The sequence below is a fragment of the Bradyrhizobium sp. CAR08 genome, assembly GCF_052871955.1.
Genome location: NZ_JBIXJX010000020.1, coordinates 38,891 through 64,454 on the forward strand (window position 1 = coordinate 38,891; position 25,564 = coordinate 64,454).

At 64.8% G+C, this 25,564-nt stretch carries 22 protein-coding genes; 10 read left to right on the forward strand and 12 right to left on the reverse strand.

Annotation, left to right across the window (positions count from 1 at the left end; translation table 11 throughout):
- Nucleotides 1–367 precede the first annotated feature (367 nt).
- From ACIPUD_RS32095 to ACIPUD_RS32110, 4 genes are all read left to right on the forward strand, one after another.
- Nucleotides 368–3,784 carry a helicase-related protein gene (locus ACIPUD_RS32095; protein ID WP_446482246.1) on the forward strand — a complete coding sequence of 1,139 codons (3,417 nt, stop codon included), beginning with the start codon at nt 368–370 and terminating at the stop codon, nt 3,782–3,784.
- A gap of 22 nt (nt 3,785–3,806) precedes the next feature.
- On the forward strand, nt 3,807–4,076 hold the full coding sequence (locus ACIPUD_RS32100) for an RNA-binding S4 domain-containing protein (RefSeq protein WP_083926310.1): 270 nt from the start codon (nt 3,807–3,809) through the stop codon (nt 4,074–4,076).
- Between the two features lie 132 nt (nt 4,077–4,208).
- Entirely contained in the window at nt 4,209–4,547 is a 339-nt protein-coding gene (gene fdxA, locus ACIPUD_RS32105) for a ferredoxin FdxA (protein ID WP_018452948.1), read from the forward strand.
- A gap of 343 nt (nt 4,548–4,890) precedes the next feature.
- On the forward strand, nt 4,891–5,715 hold the full coding sequence (locus tag ACIPUD_RS32110; protein ID WP_018452949.1) for a CarD family transcriptional regulator: 825 nt from the start codon (nt 4,891–4,893) through the stop codon (nt 5,713–5,715).
- Between the two features lie 135 nt (nt 5,716–5,850).
- Here the strand turns inward: ACIPUD_RS32110 and ACIPUD_RS32115 are convergent, their stop codons facing one another.
- On the reverse strand, nt 5,851–6,222 hold the full coding sequence (locus tag ACIPUD_RS32115; protein ID WP_018452950.1) for a winged helix-turn-helix transcriptional regulator: 372 nt from the start codon (nt 6,220–6,222) through the stop codon (nt 5,851–5,853).
- Between the two features lie 109 nt (nt 6,223–6,331).
- Here ACIPUD_RS32115 and ACIPUD_RS32120 point away from each other — a divergent pair, with 109 nt between their 5' ends.
- The gene (locus tag ACIPUD_RS32120) at nt 6,332–7,042 is read left to right on the forward strand and encodes a glutathione S-transferase family protein (protein WP_204512782.1); all 711 of its coding nucleotides are present in this window, start codon (nt 6,332–6,334) and stop codon (nt 7,040–7,042) included.
- A 37-nt stretch (nt 7,043–7,079) separates the two neighbouring features.
- Here the strand turns inward: ACIPUD_RS32120 and ACIPUD_RS32125 are convergent, their stop codons facing one another.
- Genes ACIPUD_RS32125 through cyoA form a run of 7 tightly spaced genes read right to left on the reverse strand, consistent with a single transcriptional unit; the run spans nt 7,080 to nt 13,993 of the window.
- Complete coding sequence (locus ACIPUD_RS32125; protein ID WP_018452952.1) at nt 7,080–7,613, reverse strand: response regulator transcription factor; 534 nt, start codon at nt 7,611–7,613, stop codon at nt 7,080–7,082.
- Nucleotides 7,603–8,982 (reverse strand): ATP-binding protein, encoded by a 1,380-nt coding sequence (locus ACIPUD_RS32130; RefSeq protein WP_446482247.1) that lies wholly within the window; start codon nt 8,980–8,982, stop codon nt 7,603–7,605. The genes ACIPUD_RS32125 and ACIPUD_RS32130 overlap by 11 nt, the downstream gene beginning before the upstream one ends.
- Complete coding sequence (locus ACIPUD_RS32135; protein ID WP_446482248.1) at nt 8,954–9,814, reverse strand: SURF1 family protein; 861 nt, start codon at nt 9,812–9,814, stop codon at nt 8,954–8,956. Before ACIPUD_RS32135 ends, ACIPUD_RS32130 begins: the two co-directional genes overlap by 29 nt.
- Nucleotides 9,811–10,197 carry a cytochrome o ubiquinol oxidase subunit IV gene (gene cyoD / locus ACIPUD_RS32140; protein WP_085351630.1) on the reverse strand — a complete coding sequence of 129 codons (387 nt, stop codon included), beginning with the start codon at nt 10,195–10,197 and terminating at the stop codon, nt 9,811–9,813. The genes ACIPUD_RS32135 and cyoD overlap by 4 nt, the downstream gene beginning before the upstream one ends.
- Nucleotides 10,194–10,823: a cytochrome o ubiquinol oxidase subunit III gene (gene cyoC, locus ACIPUD_RS32145; protein WP_085351629.1), complete on the reverse strand. Its 630-nt coding sequence runs from the start codon at nt 10,821–10,823 to the stop codon at nt 10,194–10,196. The genes cyoD and cyoC overlap by 4 nt, the downstream gene beginning before the upstream one ends.
- Entirely contained in the window at nt 10,824–12,821 is a 1,998-nt protein-coding gene (gene cyoB / locus ACIPUD_RS32150) for a cytochrome o ubiquinol oxidase subunit I (protein WP_018452957.1), read from the reverse strand. It lies immediately after the preceding gene.
- Nucleotides 12,822–12,832: 11 nt separating this feature from the next.
- The gene (gene cyoA, locus ACIPUD_RS32155; protein WP_446482249.1) at nt 12,833–13,993 is read right to left on the reverse strand and encodes a ubiquinol oxidase subunit II; all 1,161 of its coding nucleotides are present in this window, start codon (nt 13,991–13,993) and stop codon (nt 12,833–12,835) included.
- A gap of 181 nt (nt 13,994–14,174) precedes the next feature.
- Here cyoA and ACIPUD_RS32160 point away from each other — a divergent pair, with 181 nt between their 5' ends.
- Nucleotides 14,175–15,500, forward strand: coding sequence for an MFS transporter (locus ACIPUD_RS32160; protein ID WP_007604615.1), 1,326 nt, complete (start codon nt 14,175–14,177; stop codon nt 15,498–15,500).
- Nucleotides 15,501–15,698: 198 nt separating this feature from the next.
- Here ACIPUD_RS32160 and ACIPUD_RS32165 read toward each other — a convergent pair whose 3' ends face one another.
- The gene (locus tag ACIPUD_RS32165; RefSeq protein ID WP_018452960.1) at nt 15,699–17,090 is read right to left on the reverse strand and encodes a M48 family metalloprotease; all 1,392 of its coding nucleotides are present in this window, start codon (nt 17,088–17,090) and stop codon (nt 15,699–15,701) included.
- A 134-nt stretch (nt 17,091–17,224) separates the two neighbouring features.
- Entirely contained in the window at nt 17,225–18,064 is an 840-nt protein-coding gene (locus ACIPUD_RS32170) for a thermonuclease family protein (protein WP_446482250.1), read from the reverse strand.
- A 254-nt stretch (nt 18,065–18,318) separates the two neighbouring features.
- Here ACIPUD_RS32170 and ACIPUD_RS32175 point away from each other — a divergent pair, with 254 nt between their 5' ends.
- The 4 genes from ACIPUD_RS32175 (at nt 18,319) to ACIPUD_RS32190 (ending at nt 23,462) form a co-directional block, all read left to right on the forward strand.
- Nucleotides 18,319–19,524: an ABC transporter substrate-binding protein gene (locus ACIPUD_RS32175; protein ID WP_018452962.1), complete on the forward strand. Its 1,206-nt coding sequence runs from the start codon at nt 18,319–18,321 to the stop codon at nt 19,522–19,524.
- 132 nt (nt 19,525–19,656) lie between these two features.
- A complete protein-coding gene (locus tag ACIPUD_RS32180) occupies nt 19,657–20,448 on the forward strand; it encodes an enoyl-CoA hydratase (RefSeq protein WP_446482251.1) in 792 nt (263 codons plus the stop codon).
- Nucleotides 20,449–20,450: 2 nt separating this feature from the next.
- Nucleotides 20,451–21,203 (forward strand): hypothetical protein, encoded by a 753-nt coding sequence (locus ACIPUD_RS32185; protein ID WP_446482252.1) that lies wholly within the window; start codon nt 20,451–20,453, stop codon nt 21,201–21,203.
- Nucleotides 21,204–21,293: 90 nt separating this feature from the next.
- Nucleotides 21,294–23,462: an acetate--CoA ligase family protein gene (locus ACIPUD_RS32190; RefSeq protein WP_446482253.1), complete on the forward strand. Its 2,169-nt coding sequence runs from the start codon at nt 21,294–21,296 to the stop codon at nt 23,460–23,462.
- Nucleotides 23,463–23,563: 101 nt separating this feature from the next.
- On the opposite strand, the gene ACIPUD_RS32195 is transcribed toward ACIPUD_RS32190, so the two are convergent.
- On the reverse strand, nt 23,564–24,382 hold the full coding sequence (locus tag ACIPUD_RS32195; protein ID WP_204512777.1) for an enoyl-CoA hydratase/isomerase family protein: 819 nt from the start codon (nt 24,380–24,382) through the stop codon (nt 23,564–23,566).
- A 15-nt stretch (nt 24,383–24,397) separates the two neighbouring features.
- Nucleotides 24,398–25,558 (reverse strand): acyl-CoA dehydrogenase family protein, encoded by a 1,161-nt coding sequence (locus ACIPUD_RS32200; protein ID WP_446482254.1) that lies wholly within the window; start codon nt 25,556–25,558, stop codon nt 24,398–24,400.
- Nucleotides 25,559–25,564 lie beyond the last annotated feature (6 nt).

Consider the following 25,564-nt stretch of genomic DNA (forward strand, 5'->3'; position numbering starts at 1 on the left):
CTAGTGCGACCCAACAAGCCTCCCGCGACATCTTGCGTGAACGGAACAGGACTCAAGGGGGAGTCAGCGATTCGGCCGCGATTCGTTCTCAACTCGTTCCGAAGCTTAAAGCCAACGGGAAAAGCGTCGCAAAGTGAGACAGTTGCGCGGGATCTGGGAAGGGGCGCCGCATTCTCCGCCGTCATGCCCCGGCTTGACCGGGGCATCCAGTGCGCCGCGCCCTCTCGGTTTGATCTGCGCCGCCTCTGGAATACTGGATCGCCCGGTCGAGCCGGGCGAGGACAGCAGCGTGTGAGGCGAGCCCTTCGCGCCACCGCCCCAAAACAGCACTGACATTCGCCCCAATCGCCATTACCTAATCCCCCAGATGCCTTTTTCCTCCTCCCCCTTCGCTTCCGAGCGGCTTCCCGGCGCCGGCGTCACTGCGGTGCTTGGTCCCACCAACACCGGCAAGACCCATCTCGCCATCGAGCGGATGCTCGCGCATCCCTCCGGCATGATCGGGCTGCCGCTGCGCCTGCTGGCGCGCGAGGTCTACAACAAGATCGCCGCGCGGGTCGGCCCCGATGCCGTCGCGCTCGTGACCGGCGAGGAGAAGATCAAGCCGAAAGCGCCGCGCTATTGGGTCTCGACCGTCGAGGCGATGCCGCGGGATCTCGACGTCTCGTTCCTTGCCGTCGACGAGGTGCAGATCGCGTCTGATCTCGAACGCGGCCACGTCTTCACCGATCGCATCCTCAATCGCCGCGGCCGCGACGAGACGCTGCTGCTCGGCGCTGCGACCATGCGCCCGATCATCGAGCGGCTGCTGCCGGGCGTCTCCATGATCACGCGGCCGCGCCTGTCGCAGCTGGAATTCGCGGGTGATCGCAAGATCACGCGGCAGCCGCGCCGCACCGCCATCGTCGCCTTCTCGGCCGACGAGGTCTACGCCATCGCCGAGCTGATCCGCCGCCAGCATGGCGGCGCCGCCGTGGTGCTGGGTTCGCTGTCGCCGCGCACCCGCAACGCGCAGGTCGCGATGTTCCAGAACGGCGAGGTCGATTACCTCGTCGCCACCGACGCCGTCGGCATGGGCCTCAATCTCGACGTCGACCACGTCGCCTTTGCCTCCGACCGCAAGTACGACGGCTACCAGTTCCGCCGCCTGACACCGTCCGAATTCGCCCAGATCGCCGGCCGCGCCGGCCGCGCCACCCGCAACGGCACCTTCGGCACCACCGGCCGCTGCGCGCCGTTCGAGCCCGAGCTCGTCAATGCGCTGCAGAACCACACCTTCGATCCCGTGAAGGTTTTGCAATGGCGCAATTCGAAGCTGGATTTTGCGTCCCTCGGCGCGCTCCAGGTGTCGCTGAACCTGGCCCCCGGCCACGACGCGCTGACGCGTGCGCCGATCGCCGAGGACATGCGCGTGCTCGACCACGCCGCGCGCGACGCCGAAGTGCGCGATGTCGCGCATGGCAAGGATGCGGTGGAACGGCTGTGGGAGGCCTGCCAGGTCCCGGATTATCGAAAGCTGTCGCCGGCCGCCCATGCCGAGCTGGTGACGACGCTGTACGGCTTCCTGATGCGGAAGGGATGCATCCCCGACGCCTGGTTCAGGACCCAGATCGACCAGGCCGACCGCGTTGACGGCGATATCGACACGCTGTCGGCCCGGATCGCGCAGATTCGCACCTGGACCTTCGTCGCCAACCGCCCCGACTGGCTGAAAGACCCCGAACGCTGGCAGGGGATCGCCCGCGAGGTCGAAAATAAATTATCGGATGCGCTCCATGAACGCTTGACTGAGCGTTTCGTTGATCGCCGGACCAGTGTATTGATGCGCCGCCTGCGGGAGAACACGAGCTTGAATACGGAAATCGGCAAGACCGGCGAAGTCATCGTCGAAGGCCATGTCATCGGCCGCCTCGATGGCTTCACCTTTGCACCGGATGCGGCGGAAGCCGGCTCCGATGCGAAAGCGTTGCAGGCTGCAGCGCAGGCCGTGCTCGCCGGCGAGATCAACGCGCGCGCCGAAAAACTGGGCAACGCACCGGACGAGCAGTTCGTGCTGACCTCGGAAGGCATCATCCGCTGGACCGGCGACGCCGTGGCGCGGCTGTCTGCCGCAGAGGAGGCGCTGCATCCGCGCATCCGCATCATCTCCGACGAACGCCTCACGGGCGCCCCCCGTGACAAGGTGCAGGCCCGGCTCGAGCTCTGGCTCAAGACGCATATCGAAAAGCTGCTCGGGCCGCTGTTCGAGCTCAGCAAGGCCGAGGACGTCACCGGCATCGCCCGCGGCATCGCCTATCAACTCGTCGAGGCGCTCGGCGTGCTGGAGCGCCCGAAGATCGCCAACGAGCTGAAGGATCTCGACCAGCCCTCGCGCGCGACCTTGCGCAAATACGGCGTCCGCTTCGGCGCCTATCACCTCTATTTCCCCGGCCTGCTCAAGCCGGCCGGGCGTGCGCTGGCCGCGCTGCTCTGGGCGCTGAAGCAGGACAATGTCGATCCCTCCGCGCTGTCGGGCGCGCAGCATCTGGCAAGCTCCGGCCGCACCTCGTTCCCGGTCGACAAGCAGCTGCCGCGCGATGCCTATCGCGTGCTCGGCTACAAGCAGGCCGGCGAGCGCGCCGTGCGCGTCGATATCCTCGAGCGCCTGGCCGATCTGATCCGTCCGGCGCTGGCCTGGCGCGAGAACGCGTCTGGCGAAAAGCCCGCCGGGGCATTCGACGGCCGCAGCTTTGTGGTGACGCAGGCGATGACCTCGCTCACCGGCTCCGCCGGCGAAGACTTTGCCTCCGTGCTGCGTGCGCTCGGCTATCGCATGGACAAGCGCCCGCCGCTGCCGGCGAAGCCCGCCGCGGCTGTTGTCGAGACGCCTATTGCTGACGCGCCTGTTGCTGAAGCATCTAGCGAAGAGACGCCCGCAACCGAAACGCCGGTCGAAGACGCCGCAGCGCCCGCTGACACCGCAATCGAAGCCGCCGCCGAGCCTGTGACCGTCGAAGACGCGCCCGGGATGGAGCAACACGACGAGCCCGCGCATGACGAGCCGGCGCTCGAAGCTTCCGTCACGCCGGAAGACGCTCCCGGCATCGCGCCACCTGCGGAAGAGCCTGTTGCCCCCGCTGAAGCTGTCGAAACCGCACCTGCCGAAACCGCGCCTGCAGAGACCGCTGCAACTGAAGCCACTGCGTCGGCCGATGCGGCAGCGCCCGTGGAAGCCGCGGCGACGCCCGCCGAGCCCGAGCTCATCGAGGTCTGGCGTCCCGCGGGCCGTCACGATGATCGCAAGCCGCGCCACGAGCGCCATCGCAACCCGCGTCATCACCAGCCGCGTCCACAGGCGGCCGCTGAAGCCGGCGCTGCGCCTGCCGAAGGCGAAGCCCAGCCTGCCGCCGACGGCGAGAAGCGCGGTGAGCGCCATCGCCATGGCGGCGGTCATCGTCGAGATGGTGGCAGGGACTTCCGCAAGCCGCGAGAAGGTAGCGCCGAAGCTGCGCCGCGTCCCGAGGGCCGCGACGACAAGAACCGCCGCTTCGAGGGCAAAAATGGCGGCAACAAGGACCGCGACAACAAGGACCGCAACAAGGGCAAGTTCGGCGGCGATCGCGACAAGGGCCGCGATAACCGTGGCCGCGACCGCGACAAGGGCCGCGACCGCCAGGGCGGCCCGTCGCTGCGGCCCTACGCATCGAGCGCCACCCCGCGCGAGCGCGATCGTCCGGTCGATCCGAACTCGCCGTTCGCGAAGCTCGCTGCGCTGAAGGAGCAGCTGTCCGGGCGTAAGGAGTGAGCCCACGACCGAGCGGCAGCGCATCGACAAATGGCTGTGGCACGCGCGGGTGGTGAAGGCGCGCACCTCCGCGGCCGCGCTTGTCGAGTCCGGCCATGTTCGCGTCAACGGCGCACGCGAGAAATCGCCGGGGCATGCGATCAAGATCGGCGACGTGCTCACCATCGCGCTCGATCGCACCGTGCGCGTCTTGAAAGTCATCGCCTTCAACGAGCGCCGTGGCGATGCCGCCTCGGCCCGTGTGCTCTACGAAGAGCTCGGTGAAGGCCCGCCAAGTTCTCAGCGCAATTAATTGCGCTTTGAATTCATTTCTTGGTCGATCAAGCGCATAAAGCCGTCATGATCGGCCGTTCCTGAGCTTGCGGCGCCGGGCCATCCGCGCTACGCAAGCCGCGACTTTTAAAAGAGCTTTTCGGAGCGTTGGATGACTTACGTCGTCACTGAAGCGTGCATCAAGTGCAAGTACACCGACTGCGTCGAGGTCTGCCCGGTCGACTGTTTCTATGAGGGCGAGAACATGCTCGTCATCCATCCTGACGAGTGCATCGACTGCGGCGTGTGCGAGCCGGAATGCCCCGCCGATGCCATCAAGCCGGACACGGAACCGGGCCTGGAAAAGTGGCTCACGGTCAACGCCGACTACGCCAAGAGCTGGCCGAACATCACCCAGAAGAAAGAATCACCCGACGACGCCAAGGATTTCGACGGCATGGAGGGCAAGTTCGACAAGTATTTCTCGCCGAACCCCGGCTCCGGCGACTAATTCGGGCCAAACTTAACCCTATTAGCGGCCTTACCGCCGAAAACCAGCCCTTAACACCCCTAAATCATTGATTTTTGCGGGAAATGTGCTATATTGGGCACATTGAGCCGAACCCTGGTTAGCCCCGTCGGCCCCTTGGGTTCCCGTGAAACCAAATGTCGAACAGGGGCGTGGCAGTTTCCGCGCGCAGGCTGTGTCACAGAAAACGCGTAAAAAGAGTACTTCAGCGAAGGCTTCCCATAAGGACGCCAAGAAAGTCGCCGCGGCCAGCCGTAGCGCATCCAAGGGTCGGACCGCGACGAAGGCGCCGGCTGCAAAGTCCTCGAAGAACAAAAGAAGCGCAATGCCTAACAAGACTGCCAAGCCGGCCGCGAAAGCGACCGTTGCCAAGCCTGTTGCCGCCAAGCCTGCCGCCAAGCCCGCTGTTGCCAAGGCTCCCGCTGCCAAGCCCGCCGCAAAGGCTCCTGTTGCTGCTGCTCCTGCCAAGGCCCCTGTTGCTGCCGCCAAGCCGGCCGTGAAGCCCGCGGCTGTTGCGCCGAAGGTCGAGGAAAAGAAGGTTGTGACCCAGCGTCAGGGCTTCAAGGCCAACGAATTCGTCGTCTATCCCGCTCACGGCGTCGGCCAAATTCTGGCCATCGAGGAGCAGGAGATTGCCGGCGCGAAGCTCGAGCTGTTCGTCATCAACTTCATCAAGGACAAGATGACGCTGCGCGTGCCGACCGCCAAGGTCGCCAATGTCGGCATGCGCAAGCTCTCCGACCCCGCGCTGGTGAAGCGTGCGCTCGAGACCCTCAAGGGCCGTGCCCGCGTCAAGCGCACCATGTGGTCGCGCCGCGCCCAGGAATACGAAGCGAAGATCAATTCGGGCGACATCGTCGCGATCGCGGAAGTCGTGCGCGACCTCTATCGCTCCGAGTCGCAGCCGGAGCAGTCCTACAGCGAACGCCAGCTCTATGAAGCAGCGCTCGACCGTCTCTCCCGCGAGATCGCGGTGGTGCAGCACTCGACCGAGACCGAAGCGGTCAAGGAGATCGAGGCCCAGCTCGCCAAGAGCCCGCGCCGCACTGGCGCCAAGTCCGAAGCCGCCGAAGGCGAGGCCGATGCGGACGCCGAGGGCGATAGCGACGAGACCGAGGGCGGCGCCACGGTCGCCGACGAGGCCGCGTAAGCGTCTCGCGCGTCGAACGCAACAGATCAAAGCCCGGCCTTACGGCCGGGCTTCTTGTTTTGGAGACGCTGACCGTCCCGGTTCGGGGACGTCAGCGGGCGGAATTGCCTTGAGCCTATGCGGTCCTGAGCAGGATCAAACCCGCGATGCGCTTCCCGAAGCGCCGCGCCCGGTCTCGCGGTCGTCTCCGCGCGCGTCAGTCGCAACCGTCGACCACCAGGCGCCCAACGCATCGATCAACGGCACCAAGGTGTGGCCGGCGGCGGTCAGATCGTACTCGACCCTCAACGGGTATCCGTCGAATTCCGTGCGGGTCACGATACCGGCGTCCTCCAGCTTGCGAAGCTCGAGGGCGAGCATCCTGTGCGAGATGGTCGGATTGTCCCGACGCAAGTCGCTGAACCGTTTGGTGCCCTGTTTCAAATAGTAGATCAGAAGCGTAGGCCACCGGCCGCTCAGGATCTGCATCACTTCCTCGATGGGACATCTCGAAACGAGGTCTTTCATCGGCGGACTCCAGGTTACAAAAATGTTCGCAATTTACTTGATGGAGCGAGCGACTAGGGTTCGGGACCGCTGCGCAGCGTGATCATCAGAAATCACGGAGAATAGATCGATGGATCCAATCCTACTCTACGGCTTCCCGATGGGAAGCTCCATGGGGCTCGTTGCAGCTCTTGAATGGCTTGGCAGGCCATATCGCCTGTGTCGCGTCGACATGCTGGGCGAGATGCTGAGCCCGTCATACGCCAGGATCAATCCGCGACACGAGACACCTGCACTCATCACGGACCAGGGCGATGTGCTGACGGAAACCATGGCGATCGCGGCTTGGCTCGAAGCCAGGGATACCGAACGGCGCATCAGCTTTGATCCGTTGTCGCCGCAAGCCGATCGCATGCACCAGCTGATGGCGTTCGTGAATACCGGCTTTACCGGCGCCTTCGCGCCGCTTTGGGTCGCAATGGAAGGCGTGGCGATGGACGACGCCATGCGTTCGGCCTTGCGGGAGTTCGGAAGGAGAAAGGTGATCGAACGTCACGACAAGCTCGAAGGCATGATCGAGCCGGCAAGGTTCCTGCTCGCCGACCGGCCGACCCTCGCGGACGCCTTGCTGGCAGGTGTGGCGCGCTGGCTCGACTTCCACGCTGTCGCGGACAGGAGCCGCTGGCCAAAGCTGGCCGCGCTGCGCCAACAACTCGAGGCCGATCCCGGGGTCATCTACGCCACCGCCGTGGAGAGCGGCAGCAATGATCCGGGAACAGGATCCTGCGCAGGCCACACCGCCCTGGCCGACGTCATCGCGCGATATGGCAAGCAAGCCTAACCAGTGGAGAGGAGGAGCGGCTTCGATCCGCTCCTCCTCACTTCACCGGCCGCTTCTCGAGCTTCCGCGCCAGCGTCCGCCGATGCATCCCGAGCCGCCTTGCGGCTTCCGAGATGTTGAAATCGGTTTCGATCAGGGTCTGGTGGATGCGTTCCCACTCCAGCGTCTTAATCGATGTCGGCCGGGCGTCGAGCGCGACCTCGGCATTGCCTGCGGCCTTGTTGAAGGCGGCCTCGATGTCGTCGGTGTTCGACGGCTTTGCCAGATAGTGGCATGCGCCGAGCTTGATGGCCTCGACGGCGGTGGAGATGCTGGCAAAGCCCGTCAGCACCACGATCAGCATCTCTGGATCGTGCGTGTGCAAGAGCTCCACGCAGGCCAGTCCCGAGGCGCCGCCGAGCTTGAGGTCGACGACGGCATAGCCAAACGATCGCTCCTCCAGGACTTTCCGCACGTCCTCGATCGAGGCGGCGAGCACGACCTCGTAGTCGCGGCGCTCGAACGAACGCTTCAGGGTGCGGGCGAAGCCGGCATCGTCCTCGACGACGACGAGCGAACGATCAGGCGTCAAAGCTGCCTCCGATCGCGAGCGTTGCGAGCGGCAGCGTGAGGCGGACCGTAGCGCCGCGCTTCCTGTGGTTCTCGGCGGTCACGCTGCCCCCTAACTTGCGCACCACGTTCACCACCAGGAACAGGCCGAGCCCGCCGCCGGCGCGGCCCTTGCTCGATTGATAGGGCTTTCCGAGCTGTGCCAGCATCTCCGGCGCAAAGCCGGGGCCGCGATCGCTGATCGACAGCACGAGATGATCGCCCTCGCGCCCGGCAACGAGCTCGACCCAGTCGCGCGAGACCTCGTAGGCGTTGTCGAGCACGTTGAAGATCACCTGCTTCAGCGCGACGTCCGAGACGATTGCGACGTCTTCGCCGAAAGTGTTGACGAAATACAACGTGCGCGCCGAGCGCGCGTCGCGCCACTCTTCCACGAGCGCGGTGACGAAAGCCGCCACCGTCGTCGGCGACGATCCCTCGCCGCGGGCTTCGCCCGCCGACACCAGAATGCCTGTCACGATCGACTTGCAGCGTTGCAGCGAGGTCTCCATCTCCGCGAGGTCCTCGGCCAGCTCCTGATCGGCGGCGAGGTCGGGCATGCGGCGCCAGTCGCCGAGGATGACCGAGAGCGAGGCGAGCGGCGTGCCGAGCTCGTGAGCCGCGCCGGAGGCGAGCAGGCCCATGCGCACGATATGATCCTGCTCGGCGGCATGCTGGCGCAGCGCCGCCAGATGCGCGTCGCGCTCGCGCAAATTCCTGTTGATGCGGGTGACGAACACCACCAGCAGCACGGCGTTGAGCACGAAGCCCAGCAGCATGCCGGCAACCGTGAGGGTGTAGGTTTCGCTCAGCGGGTTCGGCGGCAGATCGAGCGGTCGGTAGGCGACGGTCAGCCAGACGAAGCTCGCGCAGGTCAAGGCGACCAGCGACCAGGTCGAGCGGCCATCGAGCAGCACCGCGCCCAGCGTCACCTGGAGCAGGAACAGCGAGGTGAAGGGATTGGTGGCGCCGCCGCTGAGGTAAAGCTGCGCGGTCAGCGCGGCGACGTCCAGCATCAGGGCGACCAGCAACTCATTGTTGGTGATCGCGGCGCGATGGCGCACCCAGACCAGGCTGGAGATGTTGAGAAATATCAGGGCGCCGATTACCGCGCCCATGCGGGTGAGGGGCAGGGGAATGCCGAGCCACACATGCACGCCGCCGATGGTCACGATCTGGCCGACCACTGCGGTCCAGCGTAGCTGGATCAGCAGCGCCATGTTCTTGCGGTTGGTCTCGTCGTCGGTTGGCGCTGTGCCGATCAGCTCGCTGCGCGCGTCCGCCTGCGATTGCAGCGTGACGGCGCCATGCGTTCTTCCGTTGTCAGGTGGGCTCGCCGATCGTTCCAGCATCTGATCCCGTCCTGCGGGCGACAGCATCGAGGCCGCCGGCCGCTTCGTGGGCGAAGCCGCTCCAGGGCTCCTTGCGGCGGAACAGCCCGCCGCCGAATGTGACGAAAAGTCTGCCGGCCAGCATGAACGCCAGGGCAAACCACGTCAGCGCGTAGATCAGGTGGTTATTGGGAAAGCTGATCACGGTCAATCCGCCGATTGGGCCGTTGCCGGATTGTGATCGAGCGTCGGCATCGACGAAGAAGGGCGCGAAATGGTCGAGGCCGCGTGCCGCCGCAATCGCGGCGACATCCCGCGAGTACCAGCGATTGTGCTCAGGCACGTTGGTCCTGAGGAATCCGCCTTTTGGCTCCGTCACGCGCAACAGGCCGGTGATCTCGACCTGGCCTTGCGGATTGCCGTCCCGGCGCGTCGAGGCGTCGCGCCGCTCGGGCGGCACCAAGCCGCGGTTGACCAGGACCAGCGTGCCGTCGTCGCGCCTGAGCGGCGTCAGCACCCAATAGCCCGGGCCTTCTTCGGTGACGGCCTGAACCAGCGTCTCGCGGTCATGCAGGAAATGGCCGGAGACGCTGACGTGCCTGTATTCGTCGTTCGCGGCGGAGACGGTCGGCCATGCCGCCGGCGAGGGGATCGGCTGGGCCGGGGCATGAACGCGCTGCTCGACGCGATCGATCAGCGCCAGCTTCCAGGCGCGGCGCTCGATCTGCCAGACGCCGAGCGCGATCAGAAGCGCAAAGGCCGTGAGCGAGAGGATCGTGAGCCACAAGGGCGGGCGCGCTGCGTTGCTGCGCGTCCCGTTTGCCTCGCTCGTCACGGTCCGGGTCTCGTTCATTTCATCCCGGTCATCTGGTGGATCGGCATCATGTTGCTGTTGAGGTGGTTCATCACCCACAGCGAACCCGACAGGGCGATCACCACCATGACGATGGTGAAGATCAGCGCCATCATGCTCCAGCCGTTCTCTGACGTCGTGTTCATGTGCAGGAAGTAGATCATGTGCACGATGATCTGCACGACCGCGAAGGCCATGATCACCAGCGCGGTGATCTGCTTGCTCGGAAGCGCGCCGCTCATCACCAGCCAGAACGGGATCGCGGTGAGCACGACCGAGAGCACGAAGCCGAGCATATAGGTCGAGAACGAGCCGTGGGCATTGGCGTGGCTGTCGCCGTGATGATGATCGTCCGCGTGGGCGGCGTGAGTATCGGTGTTCATCGCAGAACTCCCAGGAGATAGACGAAGGTGAAGACGCCGATCCAGACCACGTCCAGGAAGTGCCAGAACATCGACAGGCACATCAGGCGGCGGCGATTGGCCTCGATCAGGCCGAACTTCCAGACCTGCACCATCAGGGTCACCAGCCAGATCAGGCCACAGCTGACGTGCAGGCCATGGGTGCCGACCAGGGTGAAGAAGGCGGACAGGAAGGCACTGCGCTGCGGCGTCGCGCCCTCATGGATCATGTGGGCGAACTCGGACAGCTCGATGCCGATGAATGCGGCTCCGAACAGGCCGGTGATCGCCAGCCAGATCTGGGTCTGCGCGATCTTGTTCTGCTGCATCGTCAGCATGGCAAAACCATACGTGATCGACGACAGCAGTAGCATCGAGGTGTTGACCGCGACCAGCGGCAGCTCGAACAGATCCTTCGGCGCCGGGCCGGCGGCGTAATTGCTGCCGAGCACGCCGAAAGTGGCGAACAGGATCGCGAAGATGAGACAGTCGCTCATCAGATAGATCCAGAAGCCGAGCGAGGTGCTGTAGCCTTCCGGATGCGGGTGTTCGTCGGCGAGGTAGAAGACCGGCTCGCCGGTTTGCGTGGGATTGACAGCGACAGTCATTTACTTGGCTCCGGCGAGCAGCTTGGTGCGCGCGTCTTCGGCCCGGATGACGTCCTCGGCCGGAATATCGAAATCGCGGTGATAGTTGAAGGTGTGACCGATGCCGACGGCGAGCATCGCGATGAAGCTCGCGGCCGCCAGCCACCAGATGTACCAGATCAGGCCGAATCCCATCGCGGTGGCGAAGCCGGCGAGGATGATGCCGGTGCCGGTGCTGCTCGGCATGTGGATCGGCTTGAACCCGGTGAGCGGGCGCTGATAACCGCGCTTCTTCATGTCCCACCACGCGTCGTTGTCGTGAGCGACGGGGGTGAAGGCGAAGTTGTAGGCCGGCGGCGGCGAGGAGGTCGCCCATTCCAGCGTGCGCGCGTCCCAGGGATCGCCGGTGACGTCCTTGAGCTGCTCGCGCCTGAGGAAGCTGACGGCGAACTGCATCAGCATCGAGAGGATGCCAAGGAAGACCAGGAAGGCGCCAATGCCGGCGACGATGAACCAGATCTGCAGGCTCGGGTCGTCGAACACGCGGAGGCGGCGGGTCACGCCCATCAGGCCGAGCACATAGAGCGGCATGAAAGCGAGGTAGAAGCCCGTGACCCAGAACCAGAACGACAGCTTGCCCCAGAACGGGTCGAGCTTGAAGCCGAATGCCTTCGGGAACCAGTAGCCGATACCGGCGAACGCGCCGAACACGACGCCGCCGATGATCACGTTGTGGAAGTGCGCGATCAGGAACAGGCTGTTGTGCAGGACGAAGTCGGCCGGTGGCACCGCGAGCAGCACGCCGGTCATGCCGCCGAGCACGAAGGTCAGCATGAACGCGATCGTCCACATCATCGGCAACTCGAAGCGGATGCGGCCGCGATACATCGTGAACAGCCAGTTGAACATCTTCGCGCCCGTCGGGATCGAGATGATCATCGTGGTGATGCCGAAGAAGGAGTTGACGCTGGCGCCCGACCCCATCGTGAAGAAGTGGTGCAGCCAGACCAGGTACGACAGGATGGTGATGACCACCGTGGCGTAGACCATCGAGGTGTAGCCGAACAGCCGCTTGCCCGAGAAGGTCGATGTCACTTCCGAGAAGATGCCGAAGGCGGGGAGAACCAGGATGTAGACCTCGGGATGACCCCAGATCCAGATCAGGTTCACGTACATCATCGGGCTGCCGCCGAAATCGTTCGTGAAGAAGTTGGTGCCGACGTAGCGATCGAGCGAGAGCAGCGCGAGCACGACGGTCAGAACCGGGAAGGAAGCGACGATCAGCACGTTGGTGCAGAGCGCGGTCCAGGTGAACACCGGCATCCGCATCATGGTCATGCCGGGGCACCGCAGCTTGACGATGGTGCAGATCAGGTTGATGCCGGACAGTGTCGTTCCGACGCCCGCGACCTGTAGCCCCCATATGTAATAGTCGACGCCGACATCCGGACTGTAGCCGATGTTCGACAGCGGCGGATAAGCGAGCCAGCCGGTGCGGGCGAATTCGCCGATGAACAGCGAGGCCATCACCAGCACCGCGCCGCCGACCGTCATCCAGAAGCTGAAATTGTTCAGGAACGGGAACGACACGTCGCGCGCGCCGATCTGGAGCGGCACGACGAAGTTCATCAGGCCGGTGACCAGCGGCATCGCCACGAAGAAGATCATGATCACGCCGTGGGCGGTGAAGACCTGGTCGTAGTGATGGGCGTTGAGATAGCCCTCCGAGCCGCCGAAGGCGAGCGCCTGCTGCAACCGCATCATCAGCGCGTCGGCGAAGCCGCGCAGCAGCATCACGATGCCGAGGATCATGTACATGATGCCGATGCGCTTGTGGTCGACGCTGGTGAACCACTCGCTCCAGAGATAACCCCAGACGCGGAAATAGGTCAGGCCGGCGAGCATGATGAGGCCGCCGGTCGCCACCACGGCAAACGTGCCGACGACGATCGGCTCGTGCAGCGGCAGCGATTCGAAGGTGAGCCGGCCGAAGATGAGCTTGAGAAGATCAGGAGACATGCGGGATCTCTTTACGAATCTGACTTCGGACGTTGTCCGAGGAAGAAGGACGAGGACTTCAGCGGCGTGAAACTCGGCCGCTTCAGGCCGGCGCCGAGCAGCGGCGCGGTGTCGACAGGTGCCGTGATGGAAGCGGTGGTCCTGCCCTGCGGCGCATCGGGCGTGCAGGTGCCGGCGACGAAGGTCGGCTCCGGCCCAAGCGCCGTGCCGCGGCGGGCGTACTTGTCGTAGGCCAGCGGCAGGGTGTTGTTCAGGCCCTCATGGCCGAGGCCGCCCTTGGCGTCGATCGCCATCATCTCGCTCTGGCACATCTTGCCGGTCTCGACGCACATGTTGAGGATCAGGCGGTAGAGATCGGAATCGACGGTGCCGTAGCGCCGCACCGGCTCGTTCTGGCTGGGTTTTTCGAGCTGGAGATATTCGGCGCGGCCGAGCGAGCCGCCGCCGGACTTGGCGCTGGCGATCCAGGCGTCAAAGCCCTTGTCGTCGAGGCCCTGGAAGTTGAAGTGCATGCCGGAGAAGCCGGCCCCGCTGTAGTTCGCCGAAAAGCCCCGGTAGGTGCCGGCGTGGTTCACGACGGCGTGGAGCTTGGTCTCCATGCCAGGCATCGCGTAGATCTGGCCGGCCAGCGCGGGGATGTAGAACGAGTTCATCACCGAGGACGCGGTGATGCGGAAGTTGATCGGACGATCGACGGGAGCTGCCAGATCGTTGACGGTGGCGATGCCGTAATCCGGATAGATAAAGAGCCACTTCCAGTCGAGCGCGACGACGTCGACCTCGAGCGGGGCCTTGGACTGGTCGACTGCGCGGTCGGCATGGATGCGGCCGAGCGTGCGATAGGGGTCGAGCAGGTGCGTGCCCATCCAGGTCAGCGCGCCAAGGCAAACAATGATCAGAAGCGGCGCCGACCAGATCACCAGCTCGAGGCTGGTCGAGTGGTCCCATTCCGGCTCGTAGCGGGCGTCGGTGTTGGACTGCCGGTAGCGCCAGGCGAACAGCACCGTCAGGGCCATCACGGGGACGACAATCAGGAGCATCAGGACGGTGGAGATGATGACAAGGTCGCGCTGCTGCGCCGCGATATCGCCGGCCGGCGCCAGCACGACGTAGTTGCAGCCACTTAGCATAACCGCCAAGGGTAGCATCGCCAGGATCTTGAAACGGGACACGGGCCGAGCCTTATGAGAATGAGTTTCTTTTGCGGGGCCAAGGGGTAGCTGCGGCGCAGCAATCCCAACATTGGACAATTTGTCCAATGTTGCAGTGCGGGATGTTGCGCCAGACAGGATTCGATTGCCTGGCGCCTCGCCGGGCAGTCGGCTTTGGTTTCAGAACGTTAAGGGCGCGCGAATGGCGATGGCACAGACCCCCGCAATGGCAGACCACTCGGGCGAGCACGGCCACGACCAGGCCAGTCCCGGCGAGATCGCCATCGGCGTCATCATCGGCCGCACCTCGGAATTCTTCGACTTCTTCGTTTTCGCGATCGCCTCGGTGATCGTGTTCCCGCGCCTGGTCTTCCCGTTCACGAGCGAACTGACCGGCACCCTCTATTCCTTCATGATCTTCGCGCTGGCCTTCATGGCGCGGCCGATCGGCACCGTCATTTTCATGACGGTCGACCGCGAGTACGGCAAGACGGCCAAGCTGATCTCGGCGCTGTTCCTGCTCGGCACCGCCACCGTCGCGATCGCGTTCCTGCCCGGCTATCACGAGATCGGCGCTGCCGCGATCTGGCTGCTGGCGCTGGCGCGCATCGCACAGGGTCTGGCCTGGGGCGGCGCCTGGGACGGCATGGCCTCGCTGCTGGCGCTGAACGCGCCGCCTTCAAAGCGCGGCTGGTACGCGATGGTGCCGCAGCTTGGTGCGCCGCTTGGTCTGATCGTGGCGAGCGGGCTGTTCGCCTATTTCGCCGGGAATCTGTCGGCCGACGATTTCTTCGATTGGGGCTGGCGCTATCCGTTCTTCGTCGCCTTCGCCATCAACGTCGTGGCGCTGTTCGCGCGCCTGCGCATGGTGACGACGGAAGAATATGCCTCGCTGTTCGAGACCCGCGAATTGCAACCCTCGCGCATCTCCGAGACCGTGGCGCGCGAAGGCCAGAACATCATGCTCGGTGCGTTTGCGCCGCTGGCGAGCTTCGCGCTGTTCCACATGGTCACGGTGTTTCCGCTGTCCTGGGTGTTCCTGTTCACCCGCGAAAGCCCGGTGCGCTTCCTGATCATCGAGATCGTCGCCGCCGTGTTCGGCGTCGGCGCGATCGTGCTCTCCGGCGTCATCGCCGATCGCGTCGGCCGCAAGTCGCTGCTGATGGGATCGGCGATCGCGATCGCGATCTACAGCGGCTTTGCCCCGCAGCTGCTCGATGCCGGCGCGTTCGGCGAGACCATCTACATGGTGATCGGCTTCATCCTGCTCGGCCTCTCGTTCGGCCAGTCCTCGGGTGCGATCGCCTCGAACTTCAAGCAGGCGTATCGCTACACGGCCTCGGCGCTGACCTCCGACATGGCCTGGCTGTTCGGCGCAGGCTTTGCACCGCTGGTCGCTCTGTTGCTGGCGACCAATCTCGGCGTCATCGCCTCGGGTGCGTACCTGCTGTCAGGCGCGTTCTGGACCTTGCTCGCGCTCTGGCTCAGCGGCCAGCGCGAGGCCGGCGATATGGACGCGGGCGGTTAGGGCGTGAGCTGCAGCTACAAGCGAATGTCGTCCCGGCCTAGTGCGCAATTGCGCACGGGGGCCGGGACCCATACCGCGTGATCTATCGAACGCGGGTGTTCTTAATCCCGAACGACCAGCGCCCGCCAAATTGCTCCCTGGGGTTATGGGTCCCGGCCGACGCCGGGACGACAGCGGAGTTTGCGGAACCACCGCGCGTCAATCCGCCACGACCTTCACACGATCGCGCACCTTCACCTGCGCGTTGCGATCGAGCCCGTTGAGCACGCGAAAACGCTCGGCCGGGTGGTCGACGCCGGCCATGCGGTGGGAGAGCGATTCCACGGTGTCGCCAGGCTGTACGGTGATGACCTTGATGCGCAGCGGGCGCGCGGCCTGGATCTCGTCGAGCGTCAGGCGGCGGAATGAACCGACGGTCTCGCGCGCATTGCGCTCGCTCTCGGTCGACTTCTGCCGTGCCGCGAAGATGAAGCGGTAGACGTCGCTGCCGAAGCGCAGCGCATAGACCTTGAACTGCCACTGGTCGCCCTTGGCGGTGGCGGACGCAGCCGGAAAACCGTTGATGGTGATGTCCTCGGTGGAGGCCTTCTCGACGCCCTCCATCCAGCCGGAATTCAGGTAATCGCCCAGCGACTGTTCGGCCGGCACCCGCACGACGTCGAAGCGCATCGCCTGCGAGCCGCCGTCGCGCACGCCGATCACGGCCTGCGCGGTGTTGTCGAGCGTAAAATTGTCCGGCGCCTGGAAGGTGAAACCGAGCTTCGGATGCAGGAAGCGCCGGCCACGGACAAAACCTTCGCTGGGGTCTTCGCCGTAGACGAGATTGTCGATCGCGGCGAGATAGGTCTCGCGGTCGCGTTCGCCGCCCTCTGGCGCTGCGTATTGCCGCGCGATGGTCTGCGCGTTCTGCACGCGCTCGGGCGTTGCCGGATGCGACGAGGTGAAATCCTGCGCCCGCGGATCGAGCGAGGTCTTGCCGACCTTCAGCTCGGCATTGCGCTCCATCGCCGAGAGAAAGCGTGCAGCACCATAAGGATCGAAATGGGCCTTGGCGGAGATGCCGACGCCGACGCCGTCGGCCTCGAACTCCTGATTGCGCGAAAAGCTCGCCATGGTCAGCTTGGTCTTGGCGAGCGCCAGCGCGGTGAGATCGGGATCGTTGCTCATGTCGGTGACGACGCGGGTGACGATCGCGGCCTGGCGGGCCTGGTCCTCGCGCATCGCGGCGTGCTTGGACAGCACATGCGCCATCTCGTGGCTGAGCACGGAGGACAATTCCGACGTATCGCTCGCCAGCGCAAGAAGACCGCGCGTGACATAGAGCTGGCCGTTCGGCAGCGCGAAGGCGTTCACCGCGCCGGAATTGAGGATCGTGACCCTGTAACCCTGATCGGGGCGGTCGGACGCTGCGACCAGGCGGTCGACGGTCTTGGTGACGAGCGATTCGAGCCTGGGGTCGTCATATGTGCCGCCGTAGCTCGCCAGGATGCGCTCGTGCTCCTTTTCGGTGGCGGGGGTCTGCGCGACGGCCGGCTTCGGCTTGGGCATTGCGACGGTCGGGGGCGCCGCCGCGGTCTGGAACCGGCCCATATCGCCGCAACCGGCGAGGGCTGAACTCAGCACGAGGCATAGCGCAGCCGGCGCTGCCCGCAGGCGGCGGCGTTCACCTCGTCCGTGCCGTCCTAGCACCCCATTCACGTCGCTTAACCCGTGCCTGGCCCTTTTTAGGGCCTTACCCCTGTCGGCTCGTTTGCGCCCAGCAACTCGATTTGTCCCACGAGGCGTACATCGATACGCGGCCCCGTATTCCCCTCAGCCCAGCCCCGGACACGAATACGCTTATTTTCCAGAGACTTAGGGGCGATCCCGGCGCTTTCGAACGCGGGTATCATGCGCTTTGAAATAGTCACGGCGAAGCCGCGTGTCCAGTTTCGTCCGAAGTTGAGGTAGGTCATTGCCCCAGCTTGCCGGACCGACAGGACTTTGCCCTCGACCACCACAAAACGCCCGATCCCCGCCAAAATATCGTCCGGACTTTCCGCGTTTTTTATGGCCGACAGGTCAGCCCAGCTGCCCTTTTTTTGGCGCCTCGCCTCGGCCTCCGCCGCCATCAGGGCGGCCGCGCAGTCCTTATCGGCGATCTCGGCGGAGACGATGGCGTCGCCCTGGGCGAGGAGCGTCGCCTGCACGGAGATGCCGCTCTCGCCGACAAAGACCAGCGCGCCCTGGCGGCCATAGCGGTCGGGCGTGTCGTCGGCGCTGCGCAAAATAACGTCGCGACCGACGAGCAGCGTCGTCAGCGCCTGCTTCGTGGTCGCGGTCGGCTCGATGCCGGTCAAGCGGATTTCCCGGCCGTCATCGAGACGCAGACTGCGCGCATCGATCGCGGTGACGCGGCCTTCGCCCTGGGACTCGAACTGGCACGGCGTGGCGGACGCACCGCGAGCCGCGACCAGAAGACATGCGACGATGAGATGAAGCAGTCGCGTCACGTTGCCCGGAAAGGTTGCGTTGCGCTCCAACCATAACTCAAGCGCGGTGGGGCGCGAAGACTGTTTGTTCATACTCCGTCATTGCGAGCGCAGGGAAGCAATCCAGAGTCCCTCCGAGGAAAGATCCTGGATTGCTTCGCTGCGCTCGCAATGACGGCGGAGGCACTCTTCCGCATCTCGTCATTCCGCTTTGCGGAAAGCGCGTGTTGATCGTTCATCTGCATCGTCCCGTGCGCTTGCTGCGCTGTCGCGCATGCGGCATGATTGCGGTAACAGCAATAACCAAGCCGCCATCAGAGTACGGCGCGATAAGGGAGGTCTTTTCGATGAAGCATGTTTTGTCGGGCATTTTTGCCGCTGCGTTGGCGCTGAGCGCGAGCGCCGTGCAGGCCCAGGACAAGCCGCCACTGAAGATCGGCGGCATCCTCGACATGTCGAGCCTGTATGCCGACATCACCGGCCCCGGCAGCGAGACCGCGGCCAAGATGGCCGTGGAGGACTTTGGCGGTGAGGTGCTCGGCCGCAAGATCCAGGTGCTGGCTGCCGACCATCAGAACAAGGCCGATCTCTCCGCCAATATCGCCCGCGACATGCTCGACAATCAGGGCGTCGAAATGATCTATGACGTCGCGGCCTCCGCGACCGCGCTCGCCGCCGGCGAGATCGCGAAAGCGCGCAACAAGATCATCATGTTCAACGGCCCGGGCTCGATCCGGCTCACCAACGAGGCCTGCGGTCCCTATACCATTCACTACGTGTTCGACACCTACGGTCAGGCCAATGTGACCGGCCTTGCGGCCGTGAAGTCGGGCCTCGACACTTGGTACTTCCTCACCGCCGACTACGCCTTCGGCCAGGATCTGGAAAAGGACACCAGCGCCGTCGTGACCAAGACCGGAGGCAAGGTGCTCGGCAGCGTGCGCCATCCGCTCAACACGTCGGATTTCTCGTCGTTCCTGCTGCAGGCCCAGGCCTCGAAAGCCAAGGTGATCGGGCTTGCGAACGCCGGCGGCGACACCGTCAACGCCATCAAGCAGGCGGCCGAGTTCGGCATCACCAAGGGCGGCCAGAAGGTCTCGCCGCTGCTCGCCTTCGTGACCGATATCGACTCCATCGGACTCGAGACCGCGCAGGGCCTGTTGCTGGCGGAAGCCTTCTACTGGGATCTCAACGATGACACCCGCGCGTTCTCGAAGCGCTTCCAGGAGCGTATGAAGCGGCCGCCGACCTCCGCGCAGGCGGGCGTCTATTCGTCCGTGACGCACTACCTGAAGGCCGTGAAGGCCGCCGGCACGACAGACGCCGCGACGGTGATGAAAGTGATGAAGGAGACGCCAATCAACGACTTCTTCGCCAAGAATGGCAAGATCCGCGAGGACGGCCGCATGTTGCACGACATGTATCTGTTCGAGGTCAAGAAGCCGTCGGAATCCAAGGGCCGCTGGGACGACTACAAGCTGCTCGCCACCGTGCCCGGCAGCGAGGCGTTCCAGTCGCTGGAGCAGTCGCGCTGCCCGCTGGTGAAGAAATAAACACCGTCATTGCGAGGAACGAAGCGACGAAGCAATCCAGGCTGTCTCCGCGGAAACGTTTCTGGATTGCTTCGCTACGATCGCAATGACGAACATCGATAGACCGAGCCAAACAACAACAAGGAGAGCCCCATGAGCAACGACATGGTCCTGCAGAAGCTCGAAGGCGGGCTGCTCACCATCACCATGAATCGGCCCGAGCGGAAGAACGCGCTCAACCCGGACATGGTGGCTGGGCTGGTCGCTGCGGCACGGCGCGCGGCGGATGATCCGGAGGTGCGCGCGGTCTTGTTCAAGGGCGCGGGCGGCTCCTTCTGCGTGGGCGGCGACGTCAAGTCGATGGCGGAGGGCCGGGCGCCGCTGCCGTTCGAAGTGAAAATGGCGAACCTGCGCCGCGGCATGGAAGTGTCGCGTATCCTGCACCAGATGCCAAAGCCCGTGGTGGCACAGCTCGATGGTGCTGCGGCCGGCGCGGGTCTGTCGATGGCGCTGTCGTGCGACCTCCGCGTCGCTTCCGAATCCTGCAAGATCACCACCGCCTTCGCAAAAGTCGGCTTCTCCGGCGATTACGGCGGCACCTATTTCCTCACCCAGCTGCTCGGCAGTGCGCGGGCGCGCGAGCTCTATCTGACCTCGCCGGTGCTGACCGCGAAGGAGGCACATGCGATCGGCATGGTGACCAAGGTTGTCCCCGACGCCGAGATCGATACGGCCGCGCACGAGCTCGCACTGTCGCTGGCGCAGGGCCCGTCGATCGCGCTTGGCTTCATCAAGCGCAACATCAACAATGCCGAACATCTCGCGCTGGAGGATTGCTTCGACGGCGAGGCGATCCATCACACCCGCTGCAGCGATACCGAGGATCACAAGGAGGCCGCAAAGGCGTTCGTCGAGAAGCGCAAGCCGACCTTCAAGGGCGCATGACGATGGCGCCCTATATGCGGTTGCGGCAGATCTGCCTGGTCGCGCCGCAGCTCGCGCCCGTGATCGCGGATATCGCTGACATCATGGGCCTCGCTGTCTGCTACCGCGACGGCAACGTCGCGAAATACGGCCTGGAGAACGCGCTGCTGCCGGTCGACACGATCCTGCTGGAGGTGGTCGTGCCGTTCAAGGAGGGCACCACGGCCGGCCGCTTCATCGAGAAGAGCGGCGGCCGCGGCGGCTACATGGCGATCTTCTGCTGCAACGATCCCGACGAGCGCGGCCGTAACGCCAACGCTCTGGGCGTGCGCACCGCCAACGTGATCGACCACGCGCCCTATCACGGCGTGCAGCTCCATCCCCGCGACTGTCGCGCCGCCTTCATCGAGTTCAACCACACCGAAGGCAGCGACGACATTTTGGGGCCTTATCCGCCAGCGGGGCCAGACTGGCATAAATTCATCCGCAAGGACGTGACGCAGGCGTTGACTTGCGTGGAAATGCAGAGCCCGGACCCGCAAGGGCTGGCCGAGCATTGGGGCAAGCTCATCGGCGTTGCGCCGAGCGGCGAAGCCGAATTGGCGCTGCCCAATGCGCGCTTTCGTTTCGTCAAAGGCGCGACCGAGATCATGAGCGCGCTGGAGTTTCGGGTGACAGATGTCGCGCGCGTGCTGCATGCCGCCAGGGCGAAGGGACATGCCGTTGCAGGCAACGAGTTTTTGCTGGGCGGGGTGACGTTCCGGCTCGTTGCTTGATCGCTTGGTAGGTTGTCAGTTGGCTCGTCGTGCCCGGGACAGGCCCGGCCATGACGGGGATAGCGCCGGACCGACAATTGGAATCTGTACATGCCGCATCCGCTCGATAGCTTCTTCGCACCCGCCAGCATCGCGCTGATCGGCGCCTCGCGCGATCACGAGAAGATCCCGGGCCGGCTGCTGTCGATGTTGCGCAAGAACGAGTATCCCGGAAAAATCTATCCGGTGAACCCGAACTACGCCGAGATCGACGGCCTCATTTGCTACAAATCGATCACCGACATCGGCGCGCCGGTCGATCTCGCAATCATCCTCATCCCCGCCCGCGCGGTGCTCGCCGCGCTCGAACAATGCGCCGCCGCCGGCGTGAAGAACGCTGTTATCATCTCCTCCGGCTTCGCCGAGGAGGGCGGGGAGAGCGCGGCGATGCAGGACGCGATCGCGGCGCTGGCGAGGCGCACCGGCATGCGGATTTCCGGTCCGAATGCCGAAGGCTTTTTCAGCCAGAAGCAGCGCGTGGCGGCGACGTTCAGTCCCGCCGTGGACGTCAAGCCGAGCGTGGTGCCGCTGGTCGCCACGACGAAGCGGATCGGCATCGTGGCGCAGAGCGGCGGCATCGGCTTTGCGTATTATCACCGCGCCAGTGCGCTCGGCATTGCCGTGAGCTATGTCGTCAGTGCCGGCAACGAATCCGATCTCGGGGCCGGCGAGTTTCTGGATTACATGGTGCAGGACGCTTCAACGGACGTGATCCTGCTGTTCATCGAAGGCATTCGCGACGTCGACAAGTTTCTCGCGGCAGCGCGGCGCGCCGCCGAACTGAAAAAGCCTGTCATCGTCACGAAGGTCGGCCGCTCCGGCGCCGGGATGCGCGCGGCCGCCTCGCACACCGCGAGCATGGCCGGATGGTCGGCGGCCTACGACGCGGTGTTCGCCAAATATGGCTTCATCGTCTCCAACGATCTCGACGAGGCGCTGACGATCGCAGCTGTGCTTGCGAGCAATCCGTTGCCGAAAGGCGATCGCGTCGCCGTGGTCACCGTCTCCGGCGGCGCCGGCATCTGGGGCGCCGATGCCGTGGCGCTGCAAGGCTTGCAGGTGCCGGAGCTCTCCGAAAAAGTCCAGGCGGAGATCAGCGCGCTGATGCCGTCCTACGGCACCGCGCGCAACCCGATCGACGTCACGGCGCAGGGCGTGACCTCGGGCGGCTTGCAAAAGAGCGTCGATGTGCTCACCGCGTCGGACGAGATCGACGCAATCATGATCGTGCTGTCGCTGTCGAGCGACGTCCGGAAGCCCTTCAAGGAAGCCGAGCTGACGCCGGTGCTGGCCGCGCAGCACAAGCCGGTGGTGTTCTATTCCTACACGGTACCGTCCGATTTCGCGCGGCGCGAGCTTGCCAAATCCGGCGTCGTGGTGCTCTCCGGCCTCACTTATGTCGGCGTCGCGATGCGGCAGCTCGTCGATTATGCCACCTTCGAGCTGCAGAGGCCCGCGGACGGGGCGCAAGTCCCCGCGCGGGACATCTCAGCACAGCTGAAATCGCCTGCGCTCTCGGAAGCCGACAGCAAGACATTGCTCCGCGCCGCCGGCATCGCGCTGCCGGATGAAGTGCTGGTGAAGGACAAGGGCGAGCTCGATGATGCCGTCGCCCGCGTCGGCTTTCCGGTGGTGCTGAAGATCCAGTCGCCGGACATCGCGCACAAGAGCGAGGTCGGCGGCGTGCGCGTCAATATCACCACAAAGGGCGAAGCGTTTCTGGCGTTCGAGGCGCTGCTCAACAATGTGCGCCAGCACAGGCCTGAGGCGGCCATTCAGGGCGTGCTGGTCTGCCCGATGGCGAAGCAGGGTGTCGAGATCATCATTGGCACCATGACAGACGCGACGTTCGGGCCGATGGTGATGGTGGGCCTTGGCGGCATCACGACCGAATTGTTCCGCGACGTCGTCTACCGCCCGGCGCCGGTCAGCGCAGAAGAAGCCGGCACGATGCTGGCGCGCTTGAAAGCCGCGCCGCTGCTGACGGGATTTCGCGGGGCGGCGATGGCGGATGTTGCGGCGGTGTCGCAGTTGATCGCGGACATTTCCGTGCTTGCCGCGCAACATGCAGAGGAGATCGCGGAGATCGAGCTCAACCCGGTGCTGGTGCACGCGGAAGGGCAGGGCGTGACGATCGTGGACGCGCTGGTGGTGGGGCGGAGATCATCCCTCTCCCCTTGTGGGAGAGGGTGGCTCGCCGCGAAGCGGCGAGACGGGTGAGGGGTCTCTCTCCACAAGCGCAAGAGAATGGCTTGCGGAGACAACCCCTCATCCGGCGCTTCGCGCCACCTTCTCCCATAAGGGGAGAAGGAAGAAAGGACCTACCGCCCCCTGAAATTCGCGACCCGCCGCTCTTCCGTGGCCTTCACGCCTTCCTTGAAGTCTTCCGTGGCGCGCAGTCGGGTCTGCTCCTCGAGCTCGTGATTGGTCGCGGCCATCACGCGATCGGCGAGGCCAGCGCGCATCGTGGCGCGGGTGGAGACGAGGCCGAGCGGGGAGCATTCGGCGATTTCACCGGCGAGCTTCAGTGCGGCCGCCTTGACCTGGTCCTGCGGCACCAGCTCGTTGGCGAGGCCCCATTTGAAGGCCTCTTCACCGGTGACGCGGCGGCTGGTGTAGAACATCAGCTCGGCGTTGTTCTTTCCGATCAGCTCGGGCAGCGTCACAGTCAGGCCGAAGCCGGGATGAAAGCCGAGCTTTGTAAAGTTCGCGGAGAAGCGCGCTTCGGGGCAGGTGACCCGGAAGTCCGCCGAGACCGCGAGGCCCAGTCCGCCGCCGATGGCGGCGCCCTGCACGGCCGCGACGATCGGCTTCTTGGCGCGGAAGATGCGCACGGCCTGGATGTAGAGATGATTGATCGCCCCGAGGCTGTCGGCCGGATCGCCCTTGGCCGTCTTATCGGCTTCGCGCGCCTCTTGCGCCTGTCGTGCCGGGTCCTGGAAATTGGCGCCGGCGCAAAACGCCTTGCCCTGGGCCGATAGCACCGAGGCGCGAATCTCGATGTCGCGATCGAACTCGTCGAGTGCGTCCGCGATCTGGTTGATCAGCGAAATGTCGAAGAAGTTGAGCGGCGGGCGGCGGATCTCGATGGTGCCGACGTGACCAACTGTTTCGACGCCGATATCTTTATAGGTGCTCATGATGTCCTCGAATGATTAGCGCAAGCCAAGCCCGCGGGCGATGATGCCGCGCAGCACCTCGGTGGTGCCGCCCTGGATGGTGAGTTTCGGTGCGGTCTTGATGGCGAAGTCGAGCTGCCGCTCCAGCGTCTCGCGGTTGGTCGCGGTCTCCTCGACGAAGGCGGCGAGATCGCGCACGCGGTGCGGCAGCCGCTGCTCCCACACCGTGCCGATGTCCTTGACGATGGAGGCTTCGACGACGGGCTCCTTGCCGGCTTGCAGCATGCCCGCGACCGAGACCGACATGCGCCGCATGGTGTGGAGCTGCGCCACCAGCCGGCCGATCCCTTCGGCACTGCGCGTATCCGGATTGGGACCAACGGCGCGAACCAGCTCGGTCAGCACGTAATAGGTCTCCAGAAAGCGCTCGGGGCCCGAACGCTCGTAGGCAAGCTCGCTCGTCGCCTGCTTCCAGGCGCCGTCGACTTCGCCGAGCACGTGATCGTCGGGCACGAAGAAGTCGGTGAACACGACCTCGTTGAACTCGTACTGGCCGGTGATCTGGCCGATCGGGTTCACCTGGATGCCCGGCTGCTTCATCTTGACCAGAAACTGGGTCAGGCCGTGACGTCGGTTTTCCTTGGTCGGCTGCGACGTCCGGAAGATCGCGATCATGTAGTCGGCGATATGCGCCGACGAGGTCCAGATCTTGGTGCCATTGATGAGATAGCCGCCGTCGGTCTTGGTCGCGCGGGTCTTCGCGGCAAACAGGTCCGAGCCGGAGTTCGGTTCGCTCATGCCGATCGCGAAGCAGATCTCGCCGCGGCAGATGCGCGGCAGGATGTCCATCTTGATGTGCTCTGGGGCGTATTTCAGCAGCACCGGCCCGCTCTGGCGATCGGCGACGAAGAAGCGCCGCGTCGGCGCGTTGGCGACGCGCATCTCCTCCGTCACCACGTAACGTTCGAGGAACGAGCGCTCCTGGCCGCCATATTTTTTCGGCCATGTCATGCCGAGCCAACCCTTGGCGCCGACCCGGCGGGAGAATTCCGGCGCGTCGGTGTCTTCGCGGTTGGGCTTGTGCGGATCGAAGGTACCGGCGGCGATTTCCTCCGCGAGGAAGGCGCGTACTTCCTTGCGCAATTGCTCGCATTTCTCGGGCAGGCGGATCGGATCGAAACGGAGGGCAGCGGTCATTGTTGT